This is a genomic window from Pseudomonas sp. MWU16-30316 (genome assembly GCF_020515645.1).
Lineage (GTDB): Bacteria > Pseudomonadota > Gammaproteobacteria > Pseudomonadales > Pseudomonadaceae > Aquipseudomonas > Aquipseudomonas cerasi.
In genome coordinates this window covers 226,796-240,979 of record NZ_JAIZAZ010000007.1, presented here as the reverse complement: position 1 = coordinate 240,979, position 14,184 = coordinate 226,796, and the positions used below count along the sequence as shown (strand labels likewise).

The 14,184-nt window shown below is 61.6% G+C and carries 11 protein-coding genes; 6 read left to right on the top strand and 5 right to left on the bottom strand.

Annotation, left to right across the window (positions count from 1 at the left end; genetic code table 11):
- Window positions 1–12: 12 nt before the first annotated feature.
- From pyrR to gshB, 5 genes are all read right to left on the bottom strand, one after another.
- Window positions 13–525: a bifunctional pyr operon transcriptional regulator/uracil phosphoribosyltransferase PyrR gene (gene pyrR / locus LCH65_RS21290; protein WP_044308684.1), complete on the bottom strand. Its 513-nt coding sequence runs from the start codon at window positions 523–525 to the stop codon at window positions 13–15.
- A 234-nt stretch (window positions 526–759) separates the two neighbouring features.
- The gene (ruvX, locus tag LCH65_RS21285; protein WP_002551734.1) at window positions 760–1,200 is read right to left on the bottom strand and encodes a Holliday junction resolvase RuvX; all 441 of its coding nucleotides are present in this window, start codon (window positions 1,198–1,200) and stop codon (window positions 760–762) included.
- Window positions 1,200–1,772, bottom strand: coding sequence for a YqgE/AlgH family protein (locus LCH65_RS21280; protein ID WP_003366147.1), 573 nt, complete (start codon window positions 1,770–1,772; stop codon window positions 1,200–1,202). Before LCH65_RS21280 ends, ruvX begins: the two co-directional genes overlap by 1 nt.
- A 75-nt stretch (window positions 1,773–1,847) precedes the next feature.
- A complete protein-coding gene (locus LCH65_RS21275) occupies window positions 1,848–2,750 on the bottom strand; it encodes an energy transducer TonB (protein WP_032609252.1) in 903 nt (300 codons plus the stop codon).
- A 166-nt stretch (window positions 2,751–2,916) separates the two neighbouring features.
- Window positions 2,917–3,876, bottom strand: a complete 960-nt coding sequence (gene gshB, locus LCH65_RS21270) for a glutathione synthase (RefSeq protein WP_003316740.1) — start codon at window positions 3,874–3,876, stop codon at window positions 2,917–2,919.
- 254 nt (window positions 3,877–4,130) lie between these two features.
- On the opposite strand from gshB, the gene pilG reads away from it, so the two are divergent.
- Genes pilG through LCH65_RS21240 form a run of 6 tightly spaced genes read left to right on the top strand, consistent with a single transcriptional unit; the run spans window position 4,131 to window position 14,092 of the window.
- Complete coding sequence (pilG, locus tag LCH65_RS21265) at window positions 4,131–4,541, top strand: twitching motility response regulator PilG (protein WP_003366149.1); 411 nt, start codon at window positions 4,131–4,133, stop codon at window positions 4,539–4,541.
- Window positions 4,542–4,587: 46 nt separating this feature from the next.
- Window positions 4,588–4,953 carry a twitching motility response regulator PilH gene (gene pilH, locus LCH65_RS21260; protein WP_003316741.1) on the top strand — a complete coding sequence of 122 codons (366 nt, stop codon included), beginning with the start codon at window positions 4,588–4,590 and terminating at the stop codon, window positions 4,951–4,953.
- 14 nt (window positions 4,954–4,967) lie between these two features.
- Entirely contained in the window at window positions 4,968–5,507 is a 540-nt protein-coding gene (locus tag LCH65_RS21255) for a chemotaxis protein CheW (RefSeq protein WP_003432055.1), read from the top strand.
- A 50-nt stretch (window positions 5,508–5,557) separates the two neighbouring features.
- Window positions 5,558–7,600 carry a methyl-accepting chemotaxis protein gene (locus LCH65_RS21250; protein WP_122267216.1) on the top strand — a complete coding sequence of 681 codons (2,043 nt, stop codon included), beginning with the start codon at window positions 5,558–5,560 and terminating at the stop codon, window positions 7,598–7,600.
- 47 nt (window positions 7,601–7,647) lie between these two features.
- A complete protein-coding gene (locus tag LCH65_RS21245; protein WP_122267215.1) occupies window positions 7,648–13,629 on the top strand; it encodes an Hpt domain-containing protein in 5,982 nt (1,993 codons plus the stop codon).
- Window positions 13,622–14,092, top strand: a complete 471-nt coding sequence (locus LCH65_RS21240) for a chemotaxis protein CheW (RefSeq protein ID WP_002551743.1) — start codon at window positions 13,622–13,624, stop codon at window positions 14,090–14,092. The genes LCH65_RS21245 and LCH65_RS21240 overlap by 8 nt, the downstream gene beginning before the upstream one ends.
- Window positions 14,093–14,184: the final 92 nt, after the last annotated feature.

The following is a 14,184-nucleotide window of genomic DNA, read 5'->3' as shown; positions in this document are numbered from 1 at the left end:
CGCAATGGACTCTTAAAGGGCGGTGGAGAGGTCTTGAAGTTCGAGCGCCAGCGGCTCGGGGCCGGACAGCTTGATGCGTTCATTCGGTGCCAGCGACAGGGTGGCGCCGACCACGTTCGGACGCACCGGCAGTTCACCGGCGTCCAGGTCCAGCAGGCAGACCAGCGTGACACTGGCCGGGCGGCCGTAATCGAACAGTTCGTTGAGCGCGGCGCGGACGGTGCGGCCGCTCATCAGCACGTCATCGATCAGCACCAGGTGCTGGCCTTCGATCTCGAACGGCAGTTCAGAAGGGCGCACCTGAGGGTGCAGGCCGTTCTGGCTGAAATCATCGCGATAGAACGAAACGTCCAGCGTGCCCAGCGGAGCGGGGTTGTTCAGTGCCTTGAGCAGCGTCTGGGCAACCCAGACACCGCCAGTGCGGATGCCGATGAAACGAGGGTCGCTGATGCCGCGCTTGCTCAGGTGAGCGTTCAGGTCAGTGGCCATCTGACGAATCAGTTCGGCGGGATCGGGCAGGCTCATGGTTGCTCCTTAGAGGCTCGGGCAGCGTCCTTCCCAGACTGTGTAAAAACTACTGCGCTTGGCAATACTGCGTTAAAAACAGGCGAAAAATGCTCATTCAGAACACCTAAACTCCGCTTTTTTTTGCCTTGTCTTGCCTTCGCTCGTGACGTTTTTACACAGTCTGGTCCGTGGCGCGATGCTCAAGCGATAACGTGGAATCCGGGTATCTCGAAGCGATAACGGCAGAAAAAGTCACACATTCAACAGTTCGGGGTGCTCATCCAGCCAGCCTTGCAGCAATAGCGCAGCGGCAATGGCATCCACCGGATTGTCGCGATAGCTGCCCTTCTGGCCGCCGCGCGCCATGCGCTCGCCCTTGGCTTCGAAGGTGGTCAGGCGTTCATCATGGGTGTAGACCGTTACACCAAAGCGTCCGTTGAGCTTGCGCGAAAACTTTTCCGCGCGCGCGCTCATGTCGCTGGGCGTGCCGTCCATGTTCAACGGCAGACCCACCACGATCGCATCAGGTTTCCACTCGTTGATCAGCGCCTGGACCTTGTCCCAGTCCGGCACGCCATTCTGCGCCTTGAGCGTGCAGAGTTCACGTGCCTGGCCGGTAATCGCCTGGCCGACCGCAACGCCGATCTGTTTGGTGCCGTAATCAATGCCCAGCAGCAGCCGTAAGGCGGCCATCAAGCGTGCCCTGCCTGGGTCGAGATCAGGTTGAGATTGATGCCCAGACGTCTGGCGGCGGCGTCCAGACGCTGCTCGCTGTCCACATCGAACAGGATGGCCGGGTCGAACGAACAGGTCAGCCAGGCATTGTCGGCCATTTCAGCATCCAGTTGACCGGCATCCCATCCCGCATAACCCAGGGTGATCACATTTTGATCAGGTCCGTAGCCATCGGCGATGGAGAACAGCACATCCTGAGAAGTCGACAAGGAAATTCCGCCCGGAAGATTGACCGTCGCCTGAAAGGTCTGGCCGCTGGGATGCAGGACAAAGCCGCGATCGGTCTGCACCGGCCCGCCGGTATGAATGACGATGTCCTGGCAGTGTCTCGGTGCCGGAAGCTCCGGTCGCAGTTGTTCGAGTACATCGGCCAGGGTCAGGCTTTGCGGGCGGTTGATCACCAGCCCCATGGCGCCATTGGCGTTGTGCTCGACAATGTAGGTCAAGGTCTGAGCAAAGTTCTCATCGTGCATGTGAGGCATGGCGATGAGGAACTGATGCTTGAGATAACTCGGAGAGACTTTTTTCATGAGCCCTAGTTTGGCGTTGCCTTGCGCGGCTGACAACTGACACGTGTGGGTGTCGAGCGTCAGCGGGCAAAAAGTTCAGTTGCTTGACAGCTTGTCTCCGCGTGCAAATTTCCAGGTGCGGATGATCTCCAGTCGATCAATATCCGCCAGATCGCCGGTGAACGGCGCAAAAGGCGCCGCCAGACGCACGATTCGTTGTGCGGCCTGATCCAGCAAAGGCTGCCCTGAAGATTCAAGCACCAGCACTTCATACAACGAGCCGTCCCGATTGATTGACACAAGAAGTCGCAAATTACCGTAGATCTGCTTGCGTCGTGCTTCCTCAGGATAGTTCAGGTTTCCGACCCGCTCGACCTTCTTGCGCCAGTCATCCTTGTACCAGGCGCCTTTGTCGCGCATGGTCGACGCCGCATTGAGACGGTGGATCTTCGGGCGCTTGGCGTAAAGCTGCTGTTCGGTCGACAGTTCGGCTTCCAGGCTGGCGATTTCGTTGCTCAGTTCCGAGCTGTCGAAGGTCGGTGCAGCCTTGGTGGCGGGCTCGGGCTTGACCTCATCGCGTTTAGCAACGGTTTTCTGCTGGCTGGGCGCGGTAGTCGCGACGGCGGTCTTCGGCGCTTCCTGTTTGACCACCGGCTTGCTGGCCGGGGGCGGCGTGACCTTGTTGACCTTGGTGTCTTGATAGGGCGCCAGTTCAGTGGTCTTGAGCGTTTCGGCCTTGTCCAGGGTGCCGCTGCCCTGCTGATCGTCTTGCGCCAGAAAGTCAGCCTGCTTGGGCTTTTCTTCGCTTTTGAAGGTGGCCAGGGTGATTTCCAGCGTCTGCGAGATCTGCTCCGGCTTTACATAGGTGAACCCCACGCCAAGGATCACCGCGAGGTGAATCAGCGCCGCGATCATCATGGTAAAGCCCAGGCGATCGGCAGGACGCACACCGGCGTTGGCGAGTTCCAGGGGGAGGTCGTTTTTGGCCATGGATGTCATTGGCGGTTCAGCATCTCGTCAGCCTGCATGTCAAAATCCGTGTCGTGTTACAGGTGGCGCATGATAACGCAATGTGCCGCGCCGCTCTGCTGCGGATCGGACGAAGGGAATCGATCTGACGCCGTGGCGCACGGTGTTGACCGTGGCCGGCGGCGTCAGTGGCTGATCAGCCCTTGCGTGCTTGCAGCTTCTTCTCGATCGCGTCCATCAGCAGGCCACCAATGTTGGTGCCGAAGGCGTTGTCGATCTCGCGGATGCAGGTCGGGCTGGTGACGTTGATTTCGGTCAGGTGCTCACCGATCACGTCGAGGCCGACGAACAGCAGGCCTTTTTCACGCAGGGTCGGGCCGATCTGTTCGGCGATCCAGCGGTCCTTGTCGCTCAACGGACGGGCCTCGCCACGCCCGCCTGCCGCCAGATTGCCACGCGTTTCGCCGGCTGCCGGGATGCGCGCCAGGCAATACGGGACCGGTTCGCCATCGACCATCAGAATGCGTTTGTCGCCGTCCTTGATGGCGGGCAGGTAGCCCTGCGCCATGATTTGCTGCGTGCCGTGGGCGGTCAGGGTTTCGAGGATCACTGACAGGTTCGGATCGCCCGCACGATGGCGGAAGATCGACGCACCGCCCATGCCGTCCAGCGGCTTGAGGATCACGTCGCCGTGCTGTTCGGCGAATTCACGGATGATGTCCGCGCGGCGACTGACCAGTGTCGGCGGTGTGCACTGCGGGAACAGCGTGGCGAACAGCTTCTCGTTGCAGTCACGCAGGCTCTGCGGCTTGTTGACCACCAGGACGCCGGCACGCTCGGCCTGCTCCAGCAGGTAGGTGGCGTAGACGAACTCCATGTCGAACGGCGGATCCTTGCGCATCAGGATCACGTCCAGATCGTCAAGACCTGCGTCGACTTCGGCTTCGAACTCGAACCACTTGGCCGGATCGGCAAACACCTTGAGCGGCTTCATGCGTGCGCGGGCTTGGCCGGCGTTCTGATACAGGTCTTTCTGTTCCATATAGAACAGTGACCAGCCGCGTTCCTGGGCGGCAAGCAGCATGGCCAGCGAGCTGTCCTTTTTATAGGAAATGCGCTCAATGGGGTCCATGACAATCCCTAGGCGAACGCTCATGGGCAATATCCTCTGATCGGTAAGGGCCGCAACGGCCGTAAAATTGGCATCAGGGTGGCGCTCCGATTGCTCCCGGTCAAGGGGCAGGCCTGCCGCGATGCGCCAAGGTGCACTTTATGGATTGCGTCTGGAGAGTGTGCTAAAAAGGCTCGGCATCCGGTCTTCGGTCCCAGTGGGTCAACGAAGCGATACCGTCAGGCTCCCAGTGCCTCGCAGAATGCGCAAAAATTCGCTGCGGCGATGGAAGAGCAGCTATGGAACAACACGCCTCCGCCCTGAAAGTCATGGTCATCGATGATTCGAAGACCATCCGCCGCACCGCCGAAACACTGCTCAAGAACGCAGGCTGTGAAGTCATCACTGCGATAGACGGTTTCGACGCGCTGGCCAAGATTGCCGATAACCACCCGCGAATCATATTCGTCGATATCATGATGCCGCGTCTGGACGGTTATCAGACCTGCGCGCTGATCAAGAACAACCGGGCATTCAAGTCGACGCCGGTCATCATGCTGTCCTCCAAGGACGGCCTGTTCGACAAGGCCAAGGGGCGGATTGTCGGTTCCGATCAGTTTTTGACCAAGCCTTTCAGCAAGGAAGAACTGCTCAGCGCGATCAAGGCTCATGTGCCGGGCTTCGTTGCAGCAGAACAACACATACCATGACGCCCGCGCCTGATGTAGCGCGCTCGTAATCTGACGGGGAACACCCATGGCTCGAATATTGATCGTCGATGACTCGCCGACTGAAATGTACAAACTCACCGGCATGCTGGAAAAGCACGGTCATGAAGTGCTCAAGGCCGAAAACGGCGCTGATGGCGTGGCCCTGGCCCGTCAGGAAAAGCCCGATGCCGTGCTGATGGACATCGTCATGCCGGGGCTCAACGGCTTTCAGGCCACGCGTCAGCTGACCAAGGATGCCGACACCAGCATGATCCCGGTGATCATGATTACCACCAAGGATCAGGAGACCGACAAGGTCTGGGGCAAGCGTCAGGGCGCACGCGATTACCTGACCAAGCCGGTGGACGAAGAAACCCTGATGAAAACCCTGAATGCGGTGCTGGCCGGCTGATTGCCGGAATCGCCATGGCCGAGCCGCGCACCGCTTTTGAACTGCTTCTGGATATGGATCGACGCTGTCGTTCGCTGGCGGCGGGCCTGCCGCTGCAGGAAGCCCATCAGCAGGACTGGGTCGGTATCGGCTTTCGCATGGGCGAGCAACGGTTTGTAGCGCCGATCGGCGAGATCGCCGAAATCCTTCACGAACCCCATCATGCGGTAATGCCCGGTGTGAAGTTCTGGGTGGCGGGTATCGCCAACCTGCGCGGTCGCTTGTTGCCACTCATGGATCTGTGCGGGTTTTTCGGCCACGAACTGGTGCCGGTGCGCAAACAGCGACGGGTGCTGGTGGTCGAGCACCATGATGTATTTGCCGGTCTGCTGGTCGATGAAGTGTTCGGCATGCAACGTTTCAGTCAGTTGAGCCTCATACCCCAGACCCCGCAGGACATGGATCAGCGTATGGTGCCGTTCCTGCGCGGGCAGTTTATCCGCGAACAGGCGTGGCAGATCTTCAGCCCGTGGGCGCTGGTGCAGTCTGCGGAGTTCATGGACCTGGCTTCCTAGCATGTCGGGCCTGGTGTGTTTCACAATTGATCCAGGCGGGGGCCTGATTAATGAGTAGTACAGACCGGTCAAGGGAAGGCGCAAGAAGCCGGACGCAGATTACTCTGCTGTTCGTGGCGCTTATCGTTTTCATCATGTTGCTGTTCGCCAACTTCGCTTACCTCAACACTCAGTCCAACTACGACAAACAGTACATCGGGCATGCCGGTGAGCTGCGCGTCCTGTCGCAACGCATCGCGAAAAACGCCACCGAAGCGGCTGCCGGCAAAACCCAGGCGTTCAAGTTGCTGGCCGATGCGCGCAATGATTTCGACGTGCGCTGGGGCTATCTGAGAAAGGGCGACCCGGCCACCGGATTGCCTGCGGCCCCCGACCTGATACGCGACGAATTGCGCACCGTGCAACGTGACTGGGAAGGACTGCGCAAGAGCACCGACGTGATTCTGGCCAGCGAACAGACCGTTCTGTCGCTGCATCAGGTGGCGGCAACACTGGCCGAAACCATTCCGCAATTGCAGGCCGAATACGAGAAAGTCGTCGAGAGTCTGCTGCAAAGCCGTGCGCCCGCCGCACAGGTGGTGGTTGCGCAACGCCAGGCGCTGCTCGCAGAACGAATTCTCGGCTCGGTCAACACCGTGCTGGCCGGTGATGAAACGGCTGTGCAGGCCGCCGACGCCTTTGGTCGCGATGCCAGCCAGTTTGGTCGGGTGCTCAACGGCATGCTGGAGGGCAACGCCACGCTGCGCATATCCCAAGTCGAGGACCGCGATGCGCGCGCGCGGCTGGCGGAGATCGCCGAGCTGTTCGAATTCGTCTCCGGCTCGGTGGACGAGATTCTCGAAACCTCGCCCGAGCTGTATCAGGTGCGCGAGGCCTCGGGCAACATCTTCAACACCTCACAGACCCTGCTGGATGAAACCTCGGTACTCGCCAACAGCCTGGAAAACCTTGCCAAGCGCCGCACCATGAACACCGTCGGCGGCTATGTGCTGGGCTTGCTGGCGCTGGCGTCGATCATCCTCATCGGTCTGGTCATGGTGCGCGAGACCAATCGCCAGTTGCGCGAAACTGCGCAGAAGAGCGAACGCAACCAGACGGCGATCATGCGTCTGCTGGACGAGATCGAGAACCTCGCCGATGGCGACCTGACGGTCACGGCCTCGGTGACCGAGGACTTCACCGGGGCGATTGCCGACTCCATCAATTACTCCATCGACCAGTTGCGCGAGCTGGTGGTGACCATCAACCTGACTGCCGAGCAGGTAGCGGCTGCGGTGACCGAAACCCAGGCGACGGCCATGCAATTGTCGGCTGCTTCAGAGCACCAGGCGTTGCAGATCAGTGCGGCGTCGACAGCGATCAACGACATGGCGGCGTCCATCGATCAGGTTTCGACCAACGCCTCGGAGTCCTCGGCCGTGGCGGAGCGCTCCGTGACGATAGCCAATAAAGGCAACGAGGTGGTGCAAAACACCATTCATGGCATGGACAACATTCGCGAGCAGATTCAGGACACCTCCAAGCGCATCAAGCGTCTGGGCGAGTCGTCACAGGAGATTGGCGACATCGTCAGCCTGATTGACGACATTGCCGACCAGACCAATATTCTGGCCCTCAACGCTGCCATTCAGGCGTCGATGGCCGGTGATGCCGGACGAGGGTTTGCCGTGGTAGCCGACGAAGTACAACGGCTGGCCGAGCGTTCGTCGTCTGCGACCAAGCAGATCGAAACGCTGGTCCGGGCCATCCAGAACGACACCAACGAGGCGGTTATCTCCATGGAGCAGACCACCAGCGAAGTGGTGCGCGGTGCCCGGCTGGCGCAGGACGCCGGGGTGGCGCTGGGCGAAATCGAAGGGGTGTCCAGAGTGCTGGCCGAGCTGATCGAAAGTATCACCGATGCCGCCCACCAACAGGCCGAGTCTGCCGGGCAGATTTCGCAGATCATGACCGTCATTCAGCAGACCACTTCGCAGACCACCTCGGGCACATCGGCCACCGCCGAAAGCATCGGCAACCTGGCGAAAATGGCCAGCGAAATGCGGCGCTCGGTATCGGGCTTTGCCCTGCCGTCATCGAAGAAAGCCGGATGATGTACCGCACATGAACAACCTTGATTGGGTAACGGACGGTACTCGTCATGGCTGATCGTCACGATTACGTAGCTCTTGAGTGGCTGAAGGGCGAGATCGCCGAAACGCTGCGCCAGGCCCGACAGGCGCTGGACCCGTTCATCGAAGACCCGACCAACGCTGCAGCGATGGCCGAGTGCCTGAACCTGGTGCATCAGGTTCACGGCAGCCTGCAGATGATCGAGTTCTACGGCGCCGCGTTGCTGGCCGAGGAAATCGAGCAACTGGCGCTGGCGGTCCAGCAGAACCGCGTCAGCCATCCGATCGAGTCCGAGCAACTGTTGATCCAGGCCATGAGTCAGTTGCCGGTTTACCTGGAACGCATTCATTCCGCGCGCCGCGACCTGCCGCTGGTGGTCTTGCCATTGCTCAATGACCTGCGCAGTGCGCGGGGGGAAAGTCTGCTCTCGGAAACCAGCCTGTTCGCCCCGCAACTGGTCGTCGTGCCGCCGCTTGATGACGAGGAGCTGGCGCGGCGCAATACCCCGGAATTGCCCAACCTGCTGCGCAAGCTGCGCCAGACCCTGCAGGCGGCGCTGGCCGGCCTGATGCGCGAGCAGGGCGTGCAGACCCAGCTCGGCTACATGGCCAAGGTGTTTGCCCGGCTTGAACAGTTGTGCGAAGACGCGCCGCTCGGTGCGCTCTGGCGGATCGCCTCGGCACTGGTCGAAACCATGCTCAATGGCAACTTCACCAACAGCCCGGCGCTGCGCAGTCTGCTGAAGGACGCCGACAAGGAACTCAAGCGTCTGGCCGAGCAGGGCGTCACCGGCATCAACCAGCCCGCCCCCGAAGAGCTGTTGAAAAGCCTGCTGTTCTATATCGCCAAGTCCGACAGCCTGGCGCCGAAGATGCTCGACCTCAAGGACCAGTACGCGCTGGCCGATGCCTTGCCCGGCAACGATGTGGTCAATGAAGAGCGCGCCCGCATGGCCGGTCCGGACCGTGACGCCATGCGTTCGGTGATCGTGGCCTTGTGTGAAGGGCTGGTCAGGGTCAAGGAGCGGCTCGACGTGTTCGTGCGCGGCGACCGTCAGCATGTCAGCGAGCTCAACGCGTTGCTGCCGCCGTTGCGGCAGATTGCCGATACCCTGGCGGTGCTGGGTTTCGGCCAGCCGCGCAAGGTGATCATCGATCAGTTGTCTGTGGTGCTCGGTCTGGCGCAGGGGCAGCGCGAGCCCAGCGACGCTGCGCTGATGGATGTCGCGGGTGCCTTGCTCTACGTCGAATCGACCCTTGCCGGCATGGCCGGCAGTCACGAGCAGGTCAGCCGCGAGGAAAGCCGCCTGCCGACTACCGACCTGACGCAGATTCATCAACTGGTGATTCGCGAAGCCCGCACGGTGTTGCAGCAGGCCAAGGACGTGATCCTCGATTACATCGACGGCGAGTGGGACCGGCAGCGGCTCGATCCGCTGTGCGCGCTGATCGTGCAGGTACGGGGTGCGCTGGCGATGATCCCGCTGGCCCGTGCTGCCAGCCTGCTGGCCGCTTGTAACGAATACATTCAGGAACACCTGCTGGTGGACGAAACCCGTCCCACCTGGGTTCAGCTCGATTGCCTGGCCGACACCATCACCGGCATCGAGTATTACCTGGAGCGCATGCTCGAAGACCATCAGGCGCCTGGCGACCAGGTGCTCGACATGGCCCAGCAAAGCCTGGCACGGCTGGGCTATACGCCCGCTGCGGACACTCTCGAAGTGCCGTTGCTCGAAGAGATCATCACTCAGGACGAGTTGCTGGAGCTGGATGACCGCAAGGCGCTGGTCAGCCCCACGCAGACTATTGCCCAGGTCCTCGCCAGCCCGGTCTCGGCCGTCAACCCTCCCGCCCGTAACGTACCCACCAGCCTGTTGCCGCCCGCGGCCGGAGAAGAGGCGGTGGACGACGAGTTGCGCGATGTGTTTCTCGAAGAGGCTGACGAGGTGCTCGACGCGCTGCGCGAGTACCTGCCGCGCTGGTTCACCTCGCTTGGCAGCGACGGTCATTGGGACAGCACGGCGCTGACCGAGGTACGCCGTGCGTTTCATACGCTCAAGGGCAGCGGCCGGATGGTGCGTGCACTGATCCTCAGCGAACTGGCCTGGGCGGTGGAAAACCTGCTCAACCGGGTGCTGGAAGGCGACGTACTGCCGGGCCTCGAAGTGCAGCAATTGATGAGCGAAGTGCAGGCGCTGCTGCCGTCGGTCATCCGCGACTTTGCCGAAGATGCACAGTGTCAGCGTAACGATGTCGACCTGTTGGCGGCCCGTGCCCATGCGTTGGCCAATGGGCTGGAGCTGCCGACGCTGCCGGTCGCGGATGATCATGAGGCAGGCGAGCCTGTTGCCGCCGAAGCGCTCGATCCACAGTTGCTGGAGATTTTCCGTCAGGAAGCGCTCGGCCATCTGAACACCCTCGGCCGCTTCCTCGACAACGCCGAACAATCAGCGTCGCCGGCGATCAGCGACGCGGTGCTGCGTGCGCTGCATACGCTCAAGGGCAGCGCGCACATGGCCGGGGTGCTGCCGATTGCCGAACTGGCCAGCCCGCTCGATCAACTGGTGCGTGAATACAAGGCCAACCTCATCGATATCGGCTCACCGGAACTCGTCCTGCTGCGCAGCGCCGAGCCGTTGCTGCACAAGGGCCTCGAGCAACTCGACAGCACGCCGCTGGCCGATATTCCGGGTGCCGCGCCGCTGATCGAGGCCGCCCTGGCGATGCTCAACGAGCGCCTCACCGTGGTGCTGCGCGAGTCGGACAGCGGCCTGCGGATCAAGCGCAACCCCACGCTGCTCGCCAGTTTTCTGGCCGAAGGCATGGACATCGTGCTGGATGCGGAAAACCTCCTGCGGCGTTGGCGGCAGCACCCCGGCGAACGTCAGGAACTGAGCGCGCTGCTCGATGAGCTGACCACCCTCGGTCACGGCGCGCATCTGGCCGACCTGCCGCAGGTCGATGAACTGTGCGAAGCCTTGCTCGACCTCTACGGAGCGGTCGAGGAAAGCAGTCTGGCGGTCAGCGAACGGTTTTTCGATGTGGCAGAAAATGCTCACGAAGCGCTGATCAACATGCTTGATCAGGTGGCTGCCGGCCAGGATGTCGAGCCGCGTCCCGAATGCGTGCGTGCCTTGAACCAGTTGCTGGATCAGGCGCTTGACCCGTCGGCGACCGGGCTGGTCAAGAGCGACGGCCATCGCACGTTGAGCGTTACCGAGCTCAACGCCGCCACCGAGCAACTGGCCAACGAGGCCGGGCACACGGACACTGACGTTGCCGGTCCGGACGACGAAATCGTCGAGATATTTCTGGAGGAAGCCGTCGATATCCTCGACAGTGCCGGTCAAGCGTTGCAGCGCTGGCTGGCCGACCCAGAAAACCCTGCGCCGCTGGCCTCGTTGCAGCGTGACCTGCACACCCTCAAGGGCGGTGCGCGGATGGCTGAGGTGGGCGAGGTGGGCGATCTGGCCCACGAACTGGAAAACCTCTACGAAGGCTTGATCGACCGGCGCTTCAACCATTCGCCGACGCTGGCCGAGCTGCTGCACGAGAGCCACGACCATCTGGCGATTCTGCTCGAGCAACTGTATAGGCAGGAAGCGCTCAGCGACCCTTCGGCCTTGATCGAAGCCCTGCGCAGCTGCCGCACGCTCGAGAGCACCGGGCCCGAGGTGCAGGCCTCGCCGCTGGCCAATGAAGATCTTCCCGAACATGACACCGAGCTGCGTGAAGTCTTCCTCGAGGAAGGTTTCGACATCATGGAAAGCTCCGGCGCGGCATTGGCCCGCTGGCAGGCCGATCCGCATAACATGCTGGAAGTCGAAAACCTGCTGCGCGACCTGCACACCCTCAAGGGCGGCGCGCGGATGGTGGAAATCGCTCCGATAGGCGACCTCGCTCACGAGCTGGAGACGCTTTACGAGGGGCTTTCCACCGGAAGCCTGCAGCCCGCGCCGTTGATGATCGGCCTGTTGCAGAGCGGTCAGGATGTGCTGGCCGACATGCTCGATGCCGTGCGCAATGAAAAACCGTTGCCTGATGCCACCTTGCTGATTGAGAGCATTCGCAGGCTGGCCACCGATGAGCCGGTGGGCGCACCGCTGGCTGCGCAGGACCCGGAAGTCAGTCCGGAGTCAGTCGTCGCCGTGGCCCCGGTCGCCGAAGGGGAGGCCGAGCGCAGCGGCCCGGAAATGGTCAAGGTGCCTGCCGAGCAACTGGAAGACCTGGTCAACCTGGCCGGCGAAACATCCATCTTCCGTGGACGCATCGAACAGCAGATCATTGATTCGCAGATCGCTCTGGTCGAGATGGAAACCACCATCGAGCGGATGCGCGACCAATTGCGTCGTCTCGATATGGAAACCCAGGGGCGCATCCTTAGCCGGGAGCAGGTCCAGGCCGAGCGGCTGGGTTACGAAGAGTTCGACCCGCTGGAAATGGACCGTCATTCGCAGTTACAGCAACTGTCGCGCGCTTTGTTCGAATCGGCGTCCGACCTGATGGACCTCAAGGAAACCCTCGGTGCGCGCGCCCGCGACGCAGAAACGCTGCTGTCGCAACAGGCCAGGGTCAACACCCAGCTCCAGGAAGGCCTGATGCGTACGCGCATGGTGCCGTTCGAGCGATTGGTACCACGCCTGCGTCGTGTGGTACGCCAAGTGGCGTCGGAACTGCACAAGAAAGTCCATTTCGAAGTGGGCAATGCCGACGGTGAAATGGACCGCAACGTGCTGGAGCGAATGGTCGCGCCACTGGAGCACATGCTGCGCAACGCCGTCGATCACGGGCTTGAAAGCACCGAAAAACGCATCGCCGCCGGCAAGCCGGAGCAGGGCCATATCAGTCTGGAACTGATGTACGAAGGCGGCGATATGGTCATCGAACTGAGCGATGATGGCTCTGGCGTTGACCTCGCTGCAGTACGTCGCAAGGCCATCAAGCGCGGCATGATCCATCCGGATGCCGATCTGTCCGACCATGAAGTGTTGCCGTTCATTCTGCAGGCGGGGTTTTCCACCAGCGAGATCATCACCCAGATTTCCGGCCGTGGTGTGGGCATGGATGTGGTGCACGCCGAGGTCAAGCAACTGGGCGGTTCCATGGTCATCGACTCGGTGCCGGGCAAGGGCACGCGCTTCCGTATCCGGCTGCCGATTTCGGTGTCGGTCAACCGGGCGTTGATGGTGACGTGCGGCGAAGAACAGTATGCGGTACCGCTCAATACCGTCGATGGCATCGTGCGTGTCATGGCCAATGAGCTGGACGGCTATTACCAGACCACCCCGCCGCGCTATCAATATGGCGGACGCAGTTACGAGTTGCGCTATCTGGGCGAATTGCTGGGCAGCAGCCCGCCCAGACTGGCCGGGCAATTGCAGCCGCTGCCGGTGTTGCTGGTGCATCTGCAGGATCAGTGGGTGGCGGTGCAGGTCGATGCGCTGGCAGGCTCGCGCGAGATCGTGGTCAAGAGCCTTGGTACGCAGTTCTCAAGGGTGCAGGGCATTTCCGGTGCGACCATTCTGGGTGACGGCCGCGTGGTGCTGATTCTCGATCTGATGGCGCAGATCCGTACCTTGCAGGGCTTGCCTTTCAGAGGGTTGGCACCTGCCTACCACGAAGCCGAGCACGCCAGACCGTTGCTGGTGATGGTGGTGGACGATTCGGTGACGGTGCGCAAAGTCACCAGCCGCTTGCTGGAGCGCCACGGCATGCACGTACTGACTGCCAAGGACGGTGTCGATGCCATGACCCTGTTGCAGGAGCACACGCCTGACATCATGCTGCTCGATATCGAAATGCCGCGTATGGACGGCTTTGAAGTGGCCAGCCAGATCCGCCAGGACGAACAGCTCAAGGAACTGCCTATCATCATGATCACCTCTCGCTCGGGCCAGAAGCATCGCGATCGGGCGATGGCGGTGGGCGTCAACGAGTACCTGAGCAAGCCCTATCAGGAAACCGTGTTGCTGGAGAGCATCGCTTACTGGAGCCAGGCGCATGTCTGAAGGCACGTTCCAGACCAGCCGGCTGACCAGTCTGACCGGCCTGCTGCTGCCGTTGAGTGACCGGCATCTGCTGCTGCCTAACGTCGCGGTCGCCGAGTTGATCGATTACCAGGATTGCAGCGCAGAGCCGGGCGCCCCCGAGTGGTACCTGGGACCGATCAGCTGGCGCGAACTGACCTTGCCACTGCTCAGCTTCGAAGCCGCCTGCGGAGGCCGCACCCGTGTCGGCGGTCGAGCCCGGATCGTGGTGCTCAATGCACTGGGCGGACGCAACGATGTCAGGTTCATCGCCCTGCTGACCCAGGGCATCCCGCGCTCGTGCAAGGTCGACAGCCAGTTGAGCTACGTCGACGTTCCGCTGGCCGAACTGGAGCTGGCCGCCGTACAGATCGGCGAAACCGTAGCCCGCATTCCCGACCTCGAAGGCCTGGAGCAATGGCTGGTGGATGCAGGGCTGTCATAGGTAAAGAGGACGCGGAGCGTCCAGAACGGCATGCGACGCGGAGCGCCGCACGATAGTGTGATGATCGTTCCGCACGCTCCAGCGTGGGAATG